The 18,304-nt window shown below is 67.7% G+C and carries 16 protein-coding genes and 5 pseudogenes; 10 read left to right on the top strand and 11 right to left on the bottom strand.

Annotated features, from left to right (window positions below; genetic code table 11):
- Positions 1-105: 105 nt before the first annotated feature.
- Entirely contained in the window at positions 106-1,533 is a 1,428-nt protein-coding gene (locus ACH4D3_RS37735; protein WP_398332189.1) for a dihydrolipoyl dehydrogenase family protein, read from the top strand.
- A gap of 61 nt (positions 1,534-1,594) precedes the next feature.
- On the opposite strand, the gene ACH4D3_RS37730 is transcribed toward ACH4D3_RS37735, so the two are convergent.
- Positions 1,595-2,251, bottom strand: coding sequence for a peptide deformylase (locus ACH4D3_RS37730; protein WP_398332235.1), 657 nt, complete (start codon positions 2,249-2,251; stop codon positions 1,595-1,597).
- A 42-nt stretch (positions 2,252-2,293) separates the two neighbouring features.
- On the bottom strand, positions 2,294-2,641 hold the full coding sequence (locus ACH4D3_RS37725; protein ID WP_398332188.1) for a tetratricopeptide repeat protein: 348 nt from the start codon (positions 2,639-2,641) through the stop codon (positions 2,294-2,296).
- 183 nt (positions 2,642-2,824) lie between these two features.
- Between ACH4D3_RS37725 and ACH4D3_RS37720 the strand changes: the two genes are divergently transcribed.
- Positions 2,825-3,790, top strand: a complete 966-nt coding sequence (locus tag ACH4D3_RS37720) for a pirin family protein (protein ID WP_398332186.1) — start codon at positions 2,825-2,827, stop codon at positions 3,788-3,790.
- A 425-nt stretch (positions 3,791-4,215) separates the two neighbouring features.
- On the opposite strand, the pseudogene ACH4D3_RS37715 reads toward ACH4D3_RS37720, so the two are convergent.
- The 5 genes and pseudogenes from ACH4D3_RS37715 to ACH4D3_RS37695 form a co-directional block, all read right to left on the bottom strand.
- A pseudogene (locus ACH4D3_RS37715) lies at positions 4,216-4,353 on the bottom strand (IS5/IS1182 family transposase); the annotation flags it as partial.
- A gap of 60 nt (positions 4,354-4,413) precedes the next feature.
- On the bottom strand, positions 4,414-4,551 hold the full coding sequence (locus ACH4D3_RS37710) for a hypothetical protein (RefSeq protein WP_398332184.1): 138 nt from the start codon (positions 4,549-4,551) through the stop codon (positions 4,414-4,416).
- Between the two features lie 50 nt (positions 4,552-4,601).
- Positions 4,602-5,099 (bottom strand): transmembrane transport protein, encoded by a 498-nt coding sequence (locus ACH4D3_RS37705; protein ID WP_398332182.1) that lies wholly within the window; start codon positions 5,097-5,099, stop codon positions 4,602-4,604.
- Positions 5,096-5,632: an RNA polymerase sigma factor gene (locus tag ACH4D3_RS37700; RefSeq protein ID WP_398332180.1), complete on the bottom strand. Its 537-nt coding sequence runs from the start codon at positions 5,630-5,632 to the stop codon at positions 5,096-5,098. Before ACH4D3_RS37700 ends, ACH4D3_RS37705 begins: the two co-directional genes overlap by 4 nt.
- A 135-nt stretch (positions 5,633-5,767) precedes the next feature.
- Positions 5,768-6,759 (bottom strand): annotated as a pseudogene (locus ACH4D3_RS37695) (IS481 family transposase).
- Between the two features lie 348 nt (positions 6,760-7,107).
- Between ACH4D3_RS37695 and ACH4D3_RS37690 the strand changes: the two are divergent.
- The 4 genes and pseudogenes from ACH4D3_RS37690 to ACH4D3_RS37675 all read left to right on the top strand — a co-directional run.
- Complete coding sequence (locus ACH4D3_RS37690; RefSeq protein WP_398332177.1) at positions 7,108-7,605, top strand: VOC family protein; 498 nt, start codon at positions 7,108-7,110, stop codon at positions 7,603-7,605.
- A gap of 64 nt (positions 7,606-7,669) precedes the next feature.
- A pseudogene (locus tag ACH4D3_RS37685) lies at positions 7,670-8,134 on the top strand (IS982 family transposase); the annotation flags it as partial.
- Between the two features lie 71 nt (positions 8,135-8,205).
- A complete protein-coding gene (locus ACH4D3_RS37680; RefSeq protein WP_398332175.1) occupies positions 8,206-8,598 on the top strand; it encodes a VOC family protein in 393 nt (130 codons plus the stop codon).
- 2 nt (positions 8,599-8,600) lie between these two features.
- A pseudogene (locus tag ACH4D3_RS37675) lies at positions 8,601-8,732 on the top strand (IS5/IS1182 family transposase); the annotation flags it as partial.
- Positions 8,733-9,382: 650 nt separating this feature from the next.
- Here ACH4D3_RS37675 and ACH4D3_RS37670 read toward each other — a convergent pair.
- From ACH4D3_RS37670 to ACH4D3_RS37660, 3 genes and pseudogenes are all read right to left on the bottom strand, one after another.
- Positions 9,383-10,190 (bottom strand): annotated as a pseudogene (locus tag ACH4D3_RS37670) (IS5 family transposase).
- Between the two features lie 391 nt (positions 10,191-10,581).
- On the bottom strand, positions 10,582-11,745 hold the full coding sequence (locus ACH4D3_RS37665) for a serine/threonine-protein kinase (protein ID WP_398332172.1): 1,164 nt from the start codon (positions 11,743-11,745) through the stop codon (positions 10,582-10,584).
- 39 nt (positions 11,746-11,784) lie between these two features.
- Positions 11,785-13,593: a hypothetical protein gene (locus ACH4D3_RS37660; protein ID WP_398332171.1), complete on the bottom strand. Its 1,809-nt coding sequence runs from the start codon at positions 13,591-13,593 to the stop codon at positions 11,785-11,787.
- Positions 13,594-13,726: 133 nt separating this feature from the next.
- On the opposite strand from ACH4D3_RS37660, the gene ACH4D3_RS37655 reads away from it, so the two are divergent.
- The 4 genes from ACH4D3_RS37655 (at position 13,727) to ACH4D3_RS37640 (ending at position 17,632) form a co-directional block, all read left to right on the top strand.
- Complete coding sequence (locus ACH4D3_RS37655; protein ID WP_398332168.1) at positions 13,727-14,455, top strand: SAVMC3_10250 family protein; 729 nt, start codon at positions 13,727-13,729, stop codon at positions 14,453-14,455.
- Between the two features lie 357 nt (positions 14,456-14,812).
- Positions 14,813-15,283: a hypothetical protein gene (locus ACH4D3_RS37650; protein WP_398332165.1), complete on the top strand. Its 471-nt coding sequence runs from the start codon at positions 14,813-14,815 to the stop codon at positions 15,281-15,283.
- 2 nt (positions 15,284-15,285) lie between these two features.
- A complete protein-coding gene (locus ACH4D3_RS37645) occupies positions 15,286-16,299 on the top strand; it encodes a hypothetical protein (protein ID WP_398332162.1) in 1,014 nt (337 codons plus the stop codon).
- 85 nt (positions 16,300-16,384) lie between these two features.
- Positions 16,385-17,632, top strand: coding sequence for a cation:proton antiporter (locus ACH4D3_RS37640; protein WP_398332159.1), 1,248 nt, complete (start codon positions 16,385-16,387; stop codon positions 17,630-17,632).
- 413 nt (positions 17,633-18,045) lie between these two features.
- Here ACH4D3_RS37640 and ACH4D3_RS37635 read toward each other — a convergent pair whose 3' ends face one another.
- Positions 18,046-18,303 (bottom strand): hypothetical protein, encoded by a 258-nt coding sequence (locus ACH4D3_RS37635; RefSeq protein WP_398332156.1) that lies wholly within the window; start codon positions 18,301-18,303, stop codon positions 18,046-18,048.
- Position 18,304: the final 1 nt, after the last annotated feature.

Here is an 18,304-nt window from a genome sequence, read left to right as displayed (position 1 = left end):
CCTGGTTTCGGGGGAGAAGCCGTCGGCACAACACTGCCGACCTGGTGGGTATTCCGCGCACGTACCCATGTGGCCACGCCGCACACCACCCACCAGACTGACCCCATGACGCAATCGGATTCCCTCACGTACGACGTCGTCGTGATCGGCGCGGGCCCGGTCGGCGAGAACGTCGCCGACCGCACCCGCGCGGCCGGACTGTCCACCGCGATCGTGGAGAGCGAACTGGTCGGCGGCGAATGCTCCTACTGGGCGTGCATGCCCAGCAAGGCCCTGCTGCGCCCGGTCCTCGCCCGAGCGGACGCCCGCCGCCTGCCCGGCCTCGCCCAGTCGCTCCAGGAACCCCTCGACCCGCGGCCCGTCCTCTCCCGCCGGGACGAGTTCACCTCGCACTGGAAGGACGACGGCCAGGTCCAGTGGGTCGAGGGCATCGGCGCCGACCTGTACCGCGGACAGGGCCGGCTCGCCGGACCGCGCACGGTGGAGGTGGCCGGTCCCGACGGCACCCGCCGGACCCTGACCGCCCGGCACGCCGTCGCCGTCTGCACCGGCAGCGCCGCCGCCCTGCCCCCGCTGCCCGGACTCGCCGAGGTACGCCCCTGGACCAGCCGGGAGGCCACCAGCGCCGAGCGCGCGCCCGGCCGGCTGATCGTCGTCGGCGGCGGAGTCGTCGCCGTCGAGATGGCCACCGCCTGGCAGGCCCTCGGCTCCCGGGTCACGATGCTGGTGCGCGGAGGCCTGCTCGGCCGCATGGAGCCGTTCGCCGGGGAACTGGTCGCCGAGGGGCTCGCCGAGGCCGGTGTGGACATCCGCACCGGCGTCTCCGTCGAGTCCGTCACCCGCGAGAACGGCACCGTCCTCGCCGTCACCGACACCGGCGACCGCCTGGAGGCCGACGAGATCCTCTTCGCCACCGGCCGGTCGCCCCGCACCGGCGACATCGGCCTGGACACCGTCGGCCTGAAGCCGGGCTCCTGGCTGCCGGTGGACGACAGCCTCCGCGTGGAGGGCAGCGACTGGCTCTACGCCGTCGGCGACGTCAACCACCGCGCCCTCCTCACCCACCAGGGCAAGTACCAGGCCCGCATCGCCGGTGCCGCCATCGCCGCCCGCGCCTCCGGGGTGCCGATCCTGGAGTCCGACCCCTGGGGCGCGCACGCCGCGACCGCCGACCACGACGCCGTGCCCCAGGTGGTGTTCACCGACCCCGAGGCCGCGTCGGTCGGCCTGACCCTGGCCGAGGCCGAGCAGGCGGGACACCGTGTCCGCGCCGTCGACGTCCCCATCGCGGTGGCGGGGTCGAGCCTGTACGGCGACGGCTACAAGGGCCGCGCCCGCATGGTGGTCGACCTGGAGGACGAGATCGTCCGCGGCGTCACCTTCGTCGGCCCGGGCGTCGGCGAGATGATCCACTCCGCGACGATCGCCGTCGCCGGTCGGGTACCGATCAGCCGCCTGTGGCACGCGGTCCCGGCGTACCCGACCATCAGCGAGGTGTGGCTGCGGCTGCTGGAGACGTACCGGGACAACTGACGGTCCGGCCGGGCGGGCCCGGACCCGGCGGCCGGAGGCGCAAGCCCGTGCGGGCTTGCGGTCAGGCCGTCGGGCCGGGCAGCTCGAATCCCAGTGCCGACGCCGCCCGCTGCGGCGTCGGCTGGGACCAGAGCTCCGCCATCGCCGCGTTCGAGGCCAGCGAGCGCGGCTCGGCCCGGTCCAGGTACAGCGTGCCGTCGAGGTGGTCCGTCTCGTGCTGCACGATCCGGGCCGGCCAGCCCGCGAACACCTCGTCCACCGCCCGCCCGTGCTCGTCCCGCGCCCGAAGCCGCACCTCGGCGTGGCGCGCCACCACCGCCTGCCAGCCCGGCACGCTCAGACAGCCCTCGAAGAACGCGGCGCGCCCGCCGCCGACCGGTTCGTACGACGGGTTCACCAGCACCCGGAAGGGCTGCGGAACCCGCCCCCGCGCCACCCGCACCTCGTCCGGCACCGGCGCCGGGTCCTCGATCACCGCGACCCGCAGCCCCACCCCGACCTGCGGCGCGGCCAGGCCCACGCCCGGCGCCGCGTGCATGGTCAGCCGCAGTGCCTCGACGAACCGCTCGAAGAGCGCGGGCGCCAACTGCCCGTCGTACGGCTCGGCCGCGCGCCGCAGCACCGGATCCCCGGCCGCGACGATCGGCAACGGGCCGCCGACGGCGAGCAGTTCCTCGACCCGCTCGGAGGGCGGGACACGATCACTCGGAGTTCCCATCGCGGTTCCCATCGCGCCAGGATGCCACGCTCCGAGTCCCGCTCAGAGCTCGGCGAAGTCGCCCGCGAGGGCCGAGGCGATCCGCAACTGCGCGTCGGCCTCCTCCTGCCGGCCCTGCCGTTCCAGGGTGCGGCCCAGCATCAGCCGGGCGTAGTGCTCGACGGGATCGCGCTCGACGACGACCCGCAGCTCGGCCTCCGCCCGCCGCAGCTGGGCGGAGTGGTAGTAGGAGCGCGCCAGCAGCAGCCGGGGGCCGGTCTGCTCGGGCACCTGTGCGACCAGTCCGTCCAGGACGCGCGCCGCGGCGGCGTAGTCCTTCGCGTCGAAGAACATCCGCGCCCGCTCCCAGCGCTCCGCCGGCGTTCCCTGGTCGTAGTACGTCATGTCCACTGGAAACCTCCTTCGCGCCCTGTAACCACGCCACACGGTTGAACATTCCACTACTGGTGGAGGCGCCTGTGGAGGCGCCTGTGGAGGTACTCGTGCAGATGCGCGCGGGGACGCGTCGCCCGCCACGGTGACGGCCCGCGGTCCGTCTGACGCGAAGGCCCCGCCGGGTCTAGGTTGGGCGGCATGAGCAACCTTGATCGCGAGGCCGTACCCAGTCTCTGCGGCGGCCGCGGCTTCGTGGTGACGGAGCCCGTACGGGAACTTCTCAGCCCTCGCAACGTCAAGCTCGGCGAGTCCACCGAGGTCCGCCGGCTGCTGCCCAACCTGGGGCGGCGCATGGTCGGCGCCTGGTGCTTCGTCGACCACTACGGCCCCGACGACATCGCCGACGAGCCCGGCATGCAGGTGCCGCCGCATCCGCACATGGGCCTGCAGACGGTGAGCTGGCTGCACGAGGGCGAGGTACTGCACCGCGACTCCACCGGCAGCCTGCAGACCATCCGCCCGCGCCAGCTGGGCCTGATGACCTCGGGCCGCGCGATCAGCCACTCGGAGGAGAGCCCGCGCCCGCACGCGCGCCTCCTGCACGGCGCGCAGCTGTGGGTGGCCCTCCCGGACGCCCACCGCCACACCGACCCGCACTTCGAGTTCCACGCCGAGCTGCCCCGGGTCACCGCCCCGGGCCTGGCCGCCACGGTGCTCCTCGGCACCCTCGACACCGCCACCTCGCCCGGCACCACGTACACCCCCCTCGTCGGCGCCGACCTGGCCCTCACCGGCGGCACGGACGTACGCCTGCCGCTCGAACGGGACTTCGAGTACGCCGTACTGGCCATGAGCGGCGAGGCCCACGTCGACGGCGTGCCCCTGGTGCCGGGCTCGATGCTCTACCTCGGCTGCGGCCGCGACGAACTCCCCCTGCGGGCCGACTCGGACGCCGCGCTGATGCTCCTGGGCGGCGAGCCGTTCGAGGAGGAGCTGATCATGTTCTGGAACTGGATCGGACGCTCCCAGGAAGAGATCGTACAGGCCCGCCGGGACTGGATGGAAGGGACACGCTTCGGGGAGGTCAAGGGGTACGACGGCGCTCCGCTGCCTGCACCCGCGCTACCTGCAGTCCCGCTGAAGCCTCGTGGAAGGTCCCGTTGACCTGCAGAAATGCCCGCGCGCGGCAGCTGATGAGCGGCAGGCGCTCCTGGTGTCGCCCTCCAGGACGGCAAGCGCCGGCGGGAGGGCACCTCAGCGGATCGCAGGGCTGAATCGCTGTGGAGGGCGATTCCGAAGTGTGCCCATCCGTGGGCGGCTATGGCAGGACACTTGCTGACCTCATGCTGACTTTGCTGACGCATGGTCAGGTGCGTCCTGCGGCGTCTGACCGTCATTCTGGCAAGGGGCGTGGTCTTGCAGTGCAAGGCTCGCTGTCAAGCGAAGGCTGACTCGGGAGCCTCCTGACACCGCCAGGGCGGAGCGTCAGGCCTCCGCTGCATGGCGTTGTAGGGAGGTGACAAGAGGGGCGTCGGTCACAGGTTCCACGCGGGGAGAGAGGGCGATCTAGGGCCTGTCTGAAGTCGTGATCACTGGAGGCTGCGCATCCAGATCACTGCTCCTCGCAGATGGAGGCCGACGAGGTAACTCTGGGGTGTCTTGTCGTAGCGGGTCGCGATACCGCGCCACGCTTTGAGCTTGTTGATCAGGCGCTCGACGGTGTTGCTGAATTCTTGGGCGTGTGTCACCGAGGCTCCGGCGGTGGAGCCTCGGCTCTGGGGCGCAAGTCAGGTCAGGAGCAGGCCGATGCCGATCAGCAGCGCGGTACCGGCCAGGGCCGCGACGACCAGGACGGTGCGTTTGCTTTCACCGCGAAGACGCAGGGCGAGGGCCAGCGGGCCGATCGGAGCGGTCTTGTTGCCCATGTCTGTCTCCTTGATGATCTAGTGATCTGGGTTTGGGCGAATGCGGTTGTTCAGGGGGCGTCTTGTCGCAGGGCATCCCGCAGTCGCAGTAGTTCGCGGCGGCGGTGCCGCGCCCGTACCAGGGCGAGCACCGCGACGGCGGTGAAGACTGCCCCGCCCGTGGCGGTGGCCACCAGGTCGGCGGTGCTGCCTCGGACGGCGGCCAGCGCCACCCCGGCCAGGACGGTCACCACGGTCGCCGCCAGTGCGATCCGGGCGGACAGCACCCGGTCCTGGGCGAACAGCGGCCGACGTCTGCTCAGCACCCAGCCGGCGAAGACGGCCCAGGCCAGCCCGATGGCAATGAGTCCGGTGAAGACGGCCTGAGTGCGCGGCGGCAGCGCATGTGGCTCGGTGGCCCACAACACCGCGATCATGGCCGCGCCGCATCCCCCGGCCAGGCCCACCGCCAGGTGGCGCAGCCGGGACCGCAGTGACACCTCCGTGGCCAGCGCGCGCTCCAGTTGCTCGGGCACGGCCCGCTGCGCTGCGCGGTTCTGCTCGCTCACGCCTCGTATCCCTTCTCGGCAAGGTGGTTGCGCAGCATGCGCCGGGCGCGGTGCAGCCTGCTCTTGACCGTGCCGGCCGGTACGCCGAGCACCTCCGCGCAGGAGGCCAGCGGCAGATCCTGAAGGTGGAAGAGGATCAGCACCTCGCGCTCCAAGGGCGGCAGTGCGGCAAGACCTGCCTCGATCTGCATCGTGGTGAGCACACCGCTGAGCTCGTCGTCGGCGACGACAGCCGTGGCTTCCTCCATGGCCGTCTTTGGAGCCTTGTACATCTGCCGCAGATGGTCAGTGACCGCGCGCCGGGCGATGGTGAACAGCCAGGGGGCGAACCGTTCCGGCTGCCGCAGCCTCGGCAGGCCGCGCACCACGGCGACCCACGCCTCCTGAGCAAGATCGTCCGCGAGGTGCGAAGAGCCGACCATGCCCCGGACATAGCGCCACAGCTGGGGGTGCCACACGGCCACCAGCTCGCGGAACGCCTCCCGCTCCCCAAGCTGGCAGCGCACCACCAGCAACCCATCGTTGCCCACCACACCTCCCTGCCCTGCACCGTCCGTCACACAGAGGGTCGGCATTCCGGGCGGAAAGGTTCACGGAATCCTGCGCATCCGGTCGAAACACCGGTCGGAAGAGGAACCTCACCTCTTGATCACGACTTCAGACAGGCCCTAGGTGTGCTGTTCGGACAGGTTGGTGACGCGGCTGGCTGGGGTGTGGCCGCTGATTCCGTGTGGGGTCGGTGGTAGTTGTACCAGTCCAGCCAGTCGGGGAATGCGGCTTGTCGTTCGGCGTCTGAGGTGTAGGGCTGCTGGTAGGCCCATTCGTCGAGCAGGGTGCGGTGGAAGCGTTCGGCCTTGCCGTTGGTCTGGGGTCGCCAGGGCCTGGTCCAGCGGGGGCTGATGCCCAGGTCGTGGCAGGTGTCGCGCCAGGTGTTCTTGCTGTAGGCCCAGGCGTTGTCGGTGAGTACCCGTTCGACGGTTACACCGCGTGCGGCGAACCAGGCAGTTGCCCGACGCAGGAAGGCCGGGCAGGTTCCGGCGTTCTCGTCGGGCAGGTCTTCGGTGTGGGCCAGGCGGGAATGGTCGTCCAGGGCGGTGTGCAGGCAGGCGTATCCGGTGCCGTTGCGGCGGTCCTGGTTGGCCTGGCCGGCTGCGCGGCCGAGGACCTTGTGGCCGCCGCCGTCGGGTATGCGGCCGAGCTTCTTGACGTCGATGTGGACCAGTTCGCCGGGCCGGGAACGTTCGTAGCGGCGTACAGGTTCGCCCGTGGCACGGTCCAGCGTGGACAGGGCGGGCAGGTGATGCCGGACGAGGACGCGGTGGGCGGTGGAAGCGGCGATGCCGCAGCGGGCGGCCAGCCGCACCGGTCCGATCCGGTGCTCGCGCCGCAGCCGCAGCACCTGTTGCTCGACCGGGGCAGACGTCTGGCGCGGGCTGTGGTGGGGGCGGCTGGAACGGCCGTGCATCCCTGCCGCGCCCAGCTGCCGGTAGCGGCCTGCCCAGCGGGTGGCGGTGGTGTGGCTGGCCTGGAAGCGTTCTGCGGCCCGCCGCAACGGCCGGCCGTCGTCCACAACACACCGAGCCAGACGCAGCCTGCCGGTCGGGGCCAGCGGGGCATTACGGTGGGACGGCCTCCTGGCGGTCGGCGGTAGATGTCGCAATCCACACCGAATCCAGCAGGCCCTCACCTGTTCAAGCACCCAGCACGCGTGTCACCAACGTCCCGGGACAGCACACCTAGACGATCAAGTCCTATGTCTGGCGGGCTCGTCCCGCGGGTTCCTTCCGCTGTCTCACCGATGGCTTCCCGGTCCCGCGGCGGGGGGCGAGGTCAGGAGGGACGGCTCGCGGCACGGAGTCATCGGAGCGTGAGTGGTGCATGCGCCGATGACGTGTTCGTGGGTGCTGTGCAGCATCACTGATCGGATGCCATTTAGGTCCGAAACTGACCTAGATAGGGGTTAGCGTCATCATCGCGTTGAGGCACTCGCACCCCAGGAGGCAGTCAGATGTCCGTCAAGCCGGTACCCCAGGGCTACAGCACCGTGACGCCGTGGATCATCTCGCGCGACACGGTGCAGCTCATCGACTACATGAAGAGAGCCTTCGGCGCAGAGGAGCTCGCGTGCCTTGCGGGCAAGGACGGGGCCATCGAGCATGCGGAGGTACGGATCGGCGACTCCGTGGTGATGATGTTCGACGCGCGGCCGGAGTGGCCGCCGACCCCTGGCTTCCTCCGCCTTTACGTTGAGGATGCCGACGCCGTGCACCGTCAGGCCGTTGCGGCTGGCGGCACCTCGGTCACCGAGGTCACCCACCTGTTCTTCGGAGACCGGGTCGGACGGGTACGCGATCCGCTGGGCAACCTGTACTGGATCCAGACCCGTGTGGAGGACCTGAGCCCGCAGGAAATGGAACGCCGCCTCGGCGACCCGGAGTTCACCAAGGCTATGGAGTACGTCCAAAGCGCCGACTTCTTCCCCGCCCGAGAATCCAACCTCGGCTGACGTCCAGGAGCGAGAAGAGGCTGTCCAAGGTCGTTGTGTGGCGAACGAGAACTTGGACACCTTGCTGACCGCACTGTATGTGAAAATCGATGACGAGCAGGGGGCCGACCGGTGGATGGGCAGGCCGCCACGGCTGACGGACTCTGAACTCATCTGTCTGGCAGTCGCACAGGCTCTGCTCGGCTTCAGCTCCGAGGCGCGCTGGCTGCGGTACGCACATGCACACCTTGCTTCGATGTTCCCGTACCTACCGCAGCAGTCCGGGTACAACAAGCGACTGCGGGCCGCATTGCAGATGGTCAAGAAGGCGATACGGATGCTGGCGGTGGACACGGACTTCTGGTTCGACAACCACTGGATCGTGGACTCCACCCCCGTGGAGTGCGGGCGTTCGCGGCCGACGGTGAAGCGGTCGGAGATGTCTGGCTGGGCCGGATACGGCTACTGCGCCTCCCACTCCCGGTTCTTCTGGGGCCTGCGTCTGTACCTGGTCTGCACGCCGGCTGGGATGCCGATCCTGTGGGCGCTAGTGCTGTGACCGGAAACGATCACCGGGTAAATGCCGCGTGCTGCTTGATCGGTTCCGTAGACTCGGCCGCCATGGAAGTATCGTTGTCCTTCGTCCATCACCTGGGCGTGTTTGCTTCAGACTTCGAGGCGAGTGAGCGGTTTTACACCGCTGCGTTGGAGCCGCTTGGAATCAGTGCAGGCTATCGGGCCGACGGCGTGGCCGAGTACTGGCATCCGAAGCGGGACACGCCGTCGCTGTCCCTGGAGAGTGCAGAATTGGTGACTGCCGCCACCAGGGGGATGCACATCGCATTCACGGCGGGCAGCCGGGACGCGGTGGATGCCTTTCATGTGGCTGCGGTGGCGGCCGGGGGCACATCCCGGCACGCTCCTCGCTCATGGAGCGAGTACCGCGCCTATTGTTCGTTCGTCAGCGATCCGGACGGCAACAACATCGAAGCCGTTCACAAGGAGATCCCGTAGCGGTCGTCGAACGCTCACACGCCTGGATCATGCACGCCCGCCGCCACGCGCGCGACTGCGAACGGCTCATCCAACACTCGGAATCGCTCATCACCTGGGCCGCGATCACCATCATGACCAGGCGAATCACCCGCCGAAGCGGCCAGCCGGCATCCCGCGAAGCCCAGCAGGACTGATCGTTCTCAAGGTCAGCCATCACCTTGGTCCTGACCTGGCCGGAAATACGGCCCTGAGCACCACCGTCCCACCGGCGACGAAGCCTGTCAGCGACTTCCTGCACCAGGCGTCGGGGCAACACCAGTTCGAATCCTAAGCCGTCAGATCCTGGCCTCAGTCCTCGTCAACTTCGATCGGAGAGAACCCGAAGCCGCTGCAGTTTTCACAGACCTCTCCGTCCCGCTCTCCGCTGCCGTGACACCAACCACAGAGGCCATCGTGCCAGGTCGTCCCATCCAGGGCGTGATGCGGCCGCGGATAGTGAGTATCCGGAAGAAGACACTCCACCCGCGAGTTGGCATGACGACGACCGCACATGTCAGTGCCAGGTCGACGACGTTGACTCTCCTGAATGATTGCCCTCCGTCACCGGTCCGCCGGATCGCCCCTGGAAACTGTCAGAAGCCAACCTACTCTTCCCGCTTTGCCAGCCGTTCGCCGTCCGCCCCTGGCAAGTCTCCGACTCCAAGGAATCTCCCCTGCCAGCGTAAGAGGCCCACCAACCGAAGACTCCTAACCTGGGCCGACGTCGGCGGAGGGATCGAAAACAGGCACCTAAGACGTCATTTCACTTGGCCAGTCGGCGGTGACATATGAGAGTCGCGGCGATGGCTGTGAAGGCAAGGAAGTGTTCCGGCTTGCGCTCGTAGCGGCGGTGCAGACGGCGGCAGCCGGACAGCCAGGACACGGTCCGCTCCACCACCCAGCGATGCTGGCCCAGCCGCCGGGATGACTCGATGCCCTTGCGGGCAAGGCGGTGCCGGATGCCACGGGAAGCGAGCCATCGCCGCAGATGGCGATAGTCGTATCCCTTGTCACCGTGCAGCTTGGCGGGCCGTCGGCGTCGAGGGCCGCGACGCGAGCGGATGGGCGGGATGCCGCGGACCAGCGGGATGAGTGCCTGGCTGTCGTGGAGGTGGCGGCGGAGATGCCGATCGACAGGGGCAGGCCCTGGCGGTCGACGATGAGGTGGATTTTCGATCCCTTCTTGCCGCGGTCGGTCGGATTCGGTCCCGTCAGACGCCCCCTTTGAGGGCCCGGACGCTGACAGAGTCGATCGCGCACCGCGACCAGTCCAGCTCACCTCGGGCGCCGAGTTCATCCAGGACCAGGCGGTGAAGCTTGGCCCACACCCGGGCTTCGGTCCACTCGGTGAACCGCCGGAAGGCCGTCACACCCGACAGCCCGAAGCCCGGCGGCAGTTGGTTCCAGGTACAGCCTGAGGTTGCCACGAAGACGATGGCGGCCAGCACCTCACGGTCTCCTCGCCGCCGGTGCCCTCCACCCTGAGGGCGGACCGGCGCCGGCGGCACCACCCGCTGGAACAACGTCCACAGGTCATCCGGCGCCATCCGATCGACAAGCGCAGCAGTCATCGCCCCAGACTGCCGCAAGATCACGCCAACTGAAATGGCGTCTAAGGACGATGCGGGAGCAATTCGGCACCAGCAGCAGGAAGTCCATCCGCTGTCGTGGCAGCGCTTCGGACTGTCTGCCGCTCTCGCGTGTGCAGGCAGACCTGCGGGCTACGCAGACGCAATTCAGTGGGCGCATGCCGATGGCATGGGCCACCTCGTCGGTGGCGGATTGCAGGGCGAAGTTCCTCTGCCCCCGACGAGCCGCGCATGGAGCCCGGGCAGGGGATGTTGCGCCTCGACTGGTCCGCTGCCTGGTTGACTGTCTCTCGGGGCAGGCGAAGGGGGCAGCTCGTATGGTCGAATTCGCTCGACAGGGGCGAACCCGGCGCCAAGATCCACATCCTGCTCTTCAGTTGGCTCGCACTGCGCCGTTCCACCGGGCGAGGCCTTCGAAAGCGTCTAGCGTACGAACATCGTAGGGGCCGAACAACTCCTGGCAGTCACGGGCGAGTCGGTCGTACAGAGCGGCTGCTCCGCGGGTGTCACCTGACTGGCCGATGAGTTCGGCGTGCTCGGTGCGCGCTTCGATCAGAGGTTGATCGCCACGGTCGTGAAGGATTTCCAGTTCGAAGATCCGCAAGTCCAGTGCCTCGATGTGCTGGGAGAGGCTGGTGCTACTGCCGGGCGTGTCGGGTACTTCGGAGCGTTCGACGGTGTCGTCTGGTGCGTCCAGAAGATGCGACAGTTCGATTACTGCGCGTTCAGCCGTGCGGGCGTTCTTGGGGCGGTCGGCTGGGTCCTTTGCCAAGAGAATCCGGACGAGGCTGTCGAACTGGGCGGGAATGCCAGGGCGGTGGTCGCTCGGAAACGCCGGCGTATCGTCCTGATGCATCCGGCCCACGGTCATCGGGTCGTCGTGAGGGCTGCCGAAGGGCGGATGCCCCGTCAGCATCTCGAACAGGACGCAGCCGACGGAGTACAGGTCGCTGCGTTCGCTTCCGGTATCGCCGTGCCACCGCTCGGGTGCCTTGTATAGGGGAGTGCCAGCAACGGTGTGCGTCTGGGTGATACCGGCCAAATAGGCCAGCCCGAAGTCGACAAGCTTCACGTCTCCCTTCCGGGTGATCATGATGTTGTCGGGTTTGATGTCGCGATGGATGACCTTGACATCGTGTGCAGCGCCGAGGCCTTCGCAGATCTGCCGTGTCCAGCGCACGGTGCGCTCGAGCGGAAGCTTGGGCCCGGTCCTGAGGTGCTCGGCGAGCGATTCTCCCTCGACATACTCCATGACGATGTAGACGTCGCCCTCGTGTTCGTCGCTGTCGTAGAGATGGGCGACGCGTGAACTATTTATCCGAGCCATGGCACGGGCTTCCCTCTGGAACATTCTCGCGGTCGACTCGGCAAAATCCGTGGGGGCACCCTGTTGCATGAGACGGCGGTGAGCGAGGAACTTCATGGCCACGATGCGGTCCAGCTTCGTGTCCTCAGCGATCCACACATCTCCCATGGCGCCGCTGGTGGGCTCACCCCTTCGCCTGTAACGCCCACCGATCAGCGATGAAGTATCCACTACTCGCTCCTCCTGCTTGACCGGTCGCCTCGCTGGCGGTCAGCGCTGCTCGGAGTGTCCGCCCCAGCGGGTGAGGGCTTCCCGGTCCTCCATACCCTCGTGCCATTTCGTGAAGAAGTCCTCCCGTTGCCGCAGTGCCCTTGCAAGCGTTGCGACGGCGGCATGGCGCATTTGGTCACCCTGCTCACGCACATGCCTCTTCCGTATAGAAACACCGCATACTTCCCATAAAACCCATACGACAGCAATGAGGGTGAGAAGGAGGAACAGATACTGCGATGTGCCGTCGAGAAACGGCACCACAAGCGTCCCGGTGACGAGTCCGAACAGCAGAGCGACGCAGACACGGGGCCAGCGGCGCACCACAGCGTCCGACCGCGCCTGCGTCTCTCGCTCTAGGCGCGAAGTCAGGTCGTCAATGAGCGGGCCTGGTTTCACGGTCTGCTGTGGGTGCGTTGGCAGAGTCCACGAGTAGCCCGCGATGCGAAGAGTGATTTTGTTGGGGAGGTGATTCCGTGATTCTGCGACGACTCGGTCGGCAGCATTCTCCAGGCTCGGCCAGATGGCGCGGAGGGCCATGCGGCGGGCCGGAGTGCCCAGCGAGGCGGTGTCCGGGGCGAAGACGGCTTGGTCGAGGAGCGTTATGAAGGGCACCGGCTCGGTTTCCGGGCCCAGCGGCGACTGGTGTGCCTGTGCGGCTGCTTTCAGGTCTCCCCCGTGTTCGATGATGCGTTCGAGCTGGCGCATTTGCTCATGCAGGTGCGCTTCGTCGGGTTCGAGCTGGTTGATGAGGCGTTCAAGGGCGGTTTCGACGTGCCGACCGTCGCTGACAGGCCGGTCGACTCCATCCGGGCCGTCGGGGAAAGTGACGCGGAGGTAGGCGAGGGTTCTGTCGGGCACGGTAGCGAGTTCCCAACCGTACTTGAGGTCGTTCCACTGCTCCGTGCATGTCTCGCGCAGTGCCGTGTACTCCTTGTCGGACAACTGTCGGCGCAGGTTGCGCAGCCGGGTTCCCCATTGAGTGCCGCCGGCGAATGGGTGGTGAATGCTCTGGTTCCAGCCCGCCATGGCCTGCCGGGTGTAACTGAGCGCGTCTTCCCCCAGCTCATTGCTTGCGATGGCGTCCAGGACGACACAGAAGTCCTGGCCGAGTTCCTCAGGATTGAGCGACTGGAGGTAGGTGTCCATCCACGCAGCTGCCTCGGTCTCGACCCCGAGGCGGGAAGCAGTCAAGGCGAAGAATAGGTTGGCCTTGGCCGCGTCCAGGGTGCAGGCGTGCGCCTGGGCGCGCTCGCCCGGCGCGGTTTCGTCACGGAAGTTGGCAGCTACCGCCATGATCGCCGGGGCGAGCCAGTAGGTCGGTTCGAGGAGCAGCCGTTCTTCGACGCAGGACCGTACCGTGCTTCTGTTGACCAAGTTCCTGCGCACAGCGTGTGCGGTGAGGGTGTGTACCAGCCCGCGAGCCAGGGTGCGGGTCTGCTTGCGCTGGGCGAAGTCCGCGTGAAAAACGGTGGTCAGACGGGCCAGCTCGGCCTGCGCCCGGGCTACCTCGCGGTCGCGGCCGTACTGCTCGATGAAGGTGTCCAAGACCTGTCGGGTGTCGCTGACTGCGCTCTCGAGTCCCGTTACCTTCTGTTGGACGTCGGTGATGTCTTGCCGCAATTGGACTACGTCGGCGCGTGCGCCATGCAGACCGACCTCGAAGGCATTCAATCTTCCGCCATGACGAACCTGTTCTTCCCCTACACCCTCCAGCCGTTCGGTGATCCGGTCCAGGGCTGAGCCCGTCTCGCTCCGGTCCTCCATGAAGTCCCCCATGGTCATCGCGGCCCTGACGTACTCGCCCATTATTGAGTGCGTACGTACATTGCACTCTCAACTGGCTTAAAATGTGCGTTAATTGGTTACTGACCGCCGGTGCCGAAGGGGCGCGCAGTGGCAGTATGACCCGTCGAAGCCAGCACACGGACGGGGACGAGCCTTGCGTGAGATCGCCTACCTATCAGAGGGAAAGCTGCGGCAGTTCGTGGCTGCGCCCCGACGTATGCCGCGCACGAGTGCCCTTCGCCTGACCACGCCGCTCGGCGGCATCGACATAGACACGCCAACTGCGGACGGCGAGCTCGGGCAGCAGCGGCACCTGCTGCAGGTGTACCGACACTTGGAGATCGTTGCGGAGTGGTACACCGCACCAGAGCTGCGGCCCGGCCAATGGGTACAGTTCGAAGCCGCGCTACGGTGTGTGACGCTCAGCGGCGCCCACCAGGACCTGGTGCTGTTCGTGGACTCGGCGCGGGAACAGCACGGGAACCCCGCGACAGCCGGGGACTGCCGACTGCTGATGCACGGATCGGCCCGGCATTTGCGGGGCTGGACGCCGATGCCCGTGGACGGCCCCGAGCTTGAGGTGGTGAACTCCGCGTCCAGTCTGGGCGCGTCCTTCGTTACCCGAGCCGGACAGGTCGTCCACGAACTCACCCGGCACCGTGAGCCGCTGCCCGAGGACCAGACGACAGCCGCCGACCTGCACAGGCGGGGCGTTCAGGCATTGCTGCATGCCCTGGACGAGGAAGACACGGGCATCGACACATCCACAGTGATGACTGGGTATGCGCGGGTCACAGGACTTCTTCCCAGCGGTGACACCACCTCCCGATGCCTGGTCGCAAGTCCTCTCGTTGTGGAGTACGCGGCAGTTGCCGTCGAGTGAACCCATACGTTCGGGCGACAGCGCCACTAATGCAGCAGGGCGGGTACGGGCGTGGGTGAGACCGAGCGCTGGAAGGCCGCACGCCAGGACAGCACACCATCACCCCAGCCAGACCCGGCCCGATCCGGCTTCGTACAGGAGGTGCTCGGCTTCGGCTGATCCGACGACAGCGGGGCCAGAAGGGATCACCCCGCCCGGTCCCGCTGCTCGCTCCCGGCTGCTCACCGGCTGTGGCGGAACGGGCGCACGCAGGCGTCCATCTGTCACGGCAGGCGTGCTGGCCGTGACCTTCCCCGCTGGCGGAGCCCTGGCCTACAAGCCCGTCACCTTGGCGAATGACTTGGGCTGGTGCGACGCTTGCTGCTGACGTTCCGACAACCGGCAGACGAAGGTCACCGACCCCTCGAACGCGCCACCACCTACGCATACGACGCCGAGAACCGGCTGACCGAGGTCACCGACCTGACCGGCGCCGCAACCGAGTACACCTACGACCTCGTCGGCAACCTCCTCACCCGCACAGACGCCAAGAGCCACACCATCAGCTACACCTACGATGATCCGCAGCGTCTCACCGGGGTCACCGACCCGCTGGACCGGAAGGTGACGTACGGCTACGACACCGACGGCAACCGCATCACCACGAAGAACGCCCGGGGCATCACCACCACCGCCACCGTGGACGCCCGCGGTCTGATGACAGGCTTCACACACAGCGACGACACGCCCGACGCGGCCTACACATATGACGACACGGGCCGCCGCACCGGCATCACCGATGGAACCGGCACGCGCACGCTCACCTACGAGCCGGCGGGCGCATCCTGACCGTGCCCGCACCGGACGACACGGCACGCACCTTCACGTACGCCTACGACAGCGCCGGCCGTATCGCCAGCCGTACCTTCCTGGACGCCGCGACGACGACCTACACCTACGACGCGGACGGCCGCCAGAAGCCCCAGACAGCCAACGGAGCCACCATCACCTACGGTTACGACGAGGCTGGCAATCTGACTACCACAAAGCTCCCGTCGGGCAACGGCTACGCCGACACCCGCACCTACGACCGCATCGGCCGCCTGGCCTCGATCACCACCGCCGATGGCGAGAGCACCCTGGCCTCCTGGACGCTCAAGCGCGACGCCGCCAGCCAGCCTATGCAGCTCGACACGGTCCGCGCCGACGGCTTCAGGCCGCCGCAGTACTACGGCTACGACGACGACGCGGGCAGGCTTGCCTCCTGGTGCACCTCGGCCACAGGAACCACCGGCTGTCCGGAGGGTTCCGCCCTCGTGAAGTACACCTACGACAAGGTCGGAAACCGCGCCACGATGGCGAAGAAGGACAGTATGACCACGTACACCTACGACGTGCAGCATGCTCACCGCTGGCCTCAACTTGCAGCAGATGGCTCTCCTCGTTGCCATGAATGTCCTGGCGTGCGCCGCCCTGTCCGCTCGCTTCATCCATCCCGGCTGGACCGCCATCGCGTACGGCATCCTGCTCGGCGCCTCAAACGGCCTGCTCCGCGCCGTGGAGTCGGGTATCCTGCCCCGCTACTTCGGCACCGCTCACCGCGGGGCCATCCGCGGTGGCGCCCACACTGTCACCACTGCCGCCAGCGCATCCCGAGCGGCTGCCTTGCCCGCTCGGTAGCAGCCTGCCGCGACGGGCCGTGCCTGCTCGGGGCTCTGCTCCAGGAAGGGAACGCGCGTGTCCGCGCTCGCCGCTCGGCCGCGCATATTTGGGGGCGCGGGCTGCGACTGCTCGCGCAACGTGCCGGAACTCGGCAGCGTGCGGCGCGTGCCGCTGCCCGTCAGGCACCTGTCAGGGAGGTGTAAGGGGCGTGTAAAGTCTGTCTCGGAGTGCCGGGAAGTCTGGTCGGCGGCAGGGAACATCTGTCTTCGTCGATCGGGGTTGGTTTCTGTGGTGCTTGTCGCGGTTTTCGGTGCCGCTCTGCTCATTGCTGTTCTGCTCTCCGGACTCGCGGCCCGGACCGTACTGTCGACGTCCTTCCTCTTCCTCGTCGGCGGCGCTCTCGTCAGTGACGGGTTTCTCGGGCTGATCCACATCACACCGGACAGCGACATCGTCGCGGTCACCGCCGATCTGGCGCTGTTCGCGGTGCTGTTCACCGACGGCATGCACGTGTCCTTCCCGAAGCTCAGGGAGAACTGGAAGAACCCGGCCCGCGCCCTTGGCCTCGGCATGCCTCTGGCCTTCATCGGTATGGCGCTGATCACCCACTACCTGGTCGGCTTGGACTGGACGACCTCCTTCCTCGTGGGCGCCGTCCTCGCCCCCACGGACCCGGTGTTCGCCTCGGCGATCGTGGGCCGCAAGGAAGTACCGCCGAAGCTACGGCAGTTGCTGAACGTGGAGAGCGGCGTCAACGACGGGCTCGCTCTGCCGGTGGTGCTCGTCCTCATTGCCGCCGCCGGACCGACCAGCGGCCACGCGGAGGCGTCCTTCGGGAAGATCGCCCTGGAGCTGGGGCTGGGTCTCGCCTTCGGCGTGGTGCTTCCGCTCCTGGTCAACGGACTCGTACGATTCCGGCTGTTGGGAGCAGAGCCCAAGCTGCAGCCACTGCTGCCACTGGCCACCGGGATTATCCTCTACGCCGCGTGCCACCTGACCCATGCCAACCCATACCTGGCCGCGTTCTCCGCAGGCGCGGTTTTCACAGCCGTGTCGCCCGAGGCGAAGACAGCGTTCGAACCACTTGGTGAGTCACTCGCGGAACTGGCCAAGTTCGCCGCACTGCTGGTCTTCGGCGCCCTGCTGACACCCCAGCTCTTCGCCGACCTGTCCTGGGCCGGCTACATGGCCGTACTCCTGGCGATCGTGCTGGTGCGCCCGGCATCGATGATGATCTCTCTCGTCGGCACGCGCTTTGACCGACGGGAGAAGCTGGTGGCCGCATGGTTCGGCCCCAAGGGATTCGCGTCCGTGGTCTACGGGCTACTCGTGCTGCAGGCCGGGATTCCGCAGGGGGAGCAGGCGTACACGCTCATCGCCGTCTGTATCGCCTTCTCGATCATCGCTCACAGCAGCACCGACGTGCCCATCGCGAGGGTCTTTGATGTCGAGGACCTGACGGGCATTCCCGAGCCCGCGAGCAACACCCGGATGCGGGACTCGAGCGAGGACGACGGATACGTCCACCGGTCGTGAACTCGGAGTGCGCCGACCGGGACAAAGACCTGCGGGACGGCTGATCGGCACAGGCCGCTGGTGTGGTGGAACCGGGAGCGTGATGTACGCGCTGCCCGGCCTCGCCTGCCGCTGATTCACGGGGACAGTGCTCCCACTCGGAGGGGAGCCATGGCCATATGTGAACTGGGGGTTCCCTGATCGGCTTCACCAGGTGGTGGTGCCCGTCGTGGTCTTGACTCCGCCTCCCGGCCACTGCTCGTGGTGTCAGGGAACGATGGGCTGCGGCAATGGACTGCCCTCATGTGTCCGGCCCCCGGTTCGGGTCGGCTCTTCGTAGGCATGGGGCATGGCCGAGCCGGTGGATGCGCGAGGCGTTGCCCCGTCCACCGGCCCGGCCCTCATGCTCACACCAGAGGTGAGGCCACAGTTGGTCAGAAGAGGTCGAGCTGGGCGGATTCGGTTGCTCCCAGCATGCGGCACTCCCCGGTTTCCCCGTCGACGCGGATGTAGCCCGTGCCGATGGCCATGTCCCGAAGGTCCCCGGTGCGGAGGTAGGCCACCGATTGGCAGTCGAAGTAGAAAGCGGTGCCCACCTGGGTGCGTTCTCCCTCGACGAGCGCGAAGGTCATGCCTTCGTGGCTGACCTCCTGGTCCAGGAACTTCCTGGCCAGCTTGGTTGCCTCTTCCATG

Source organism: Streptomyces sp. NPDC018026 (assembly GCF_044327745.1).
Taxonomy (GTDB): Bacteria; Actinomycetota; Actinomycetes; order Streptomycetales; family Streptomycetaceae; genus Streptomyces; species Streptomyces rubrogriseus.
Note: the sequence above shows the minus strand (reverse complement) of the source record. Positions and strands in the feature narration are given on the sequence as shown.

Excerpts from the sequence above, each read along its gene's own strand:
- ACH4D3_RS37735 (WP_398332189.1), top strand. The coding sequence starts at position 106 with ATGACGCAATCGGATTCCCTCACGTACGACGTCGTCGTGATCGGCGCG.
- ACH4D3_RS37730 (WP_398332235.1), bottom strand. The coding sequence starts at position 2,251 with ATGGGAACTCCGAGTGATCGTGTCCCGCCCTCCGAGCGGGTCGAGGAA.
- ACH4D3_RS37720 (WP_398332186.1), top strand. The coding sequence starts at position 2,825 with ATGAGCAACCTTGATCGCGAGGCCGTACCCAGTCTCTGCGGCGGCCGC.
- ACH4D3_RS37710 (WP_398332184.1), bottom strand. The coding sequence starts at position 4,551 with ATGGGCAACAAGACCGCTCCGATCGGCCCGCTGGCCCTCGCCCTGCGT.
- ACH4D3_RS37690 (WP_398332177.1), top strand. The coding sequence starts at position 7,108 with ATGTCCGTCAAGCCGGTACCCCAGGGCTACAGCACCGTGACGCCGTGG.
- ACH4D3_RS37680 (WP_398332175.1), top strand. The coding sequence starts at position 8,206 with ATGGAAGTATCGTTGTCCTTCGTCCATCACCTGGGCGTGTTTGCTTCA.
- ACH4D3_RS37660 (WP_398332171.1), bottom strand. The coding sequence starts at position 13,593 with ATGGGCGAGTACGTCAGGGCCGCGATGACCATGGGGGACTTCATGGAG.
- ACH4D3_RS37635 (WP_398332156.1), bottom strand. The coding sequence starts at position 18,303 with ATGGAAGAGGCAACCAAGCTGGCCAGGAAGTTCCTGGACCAGGAGGTC.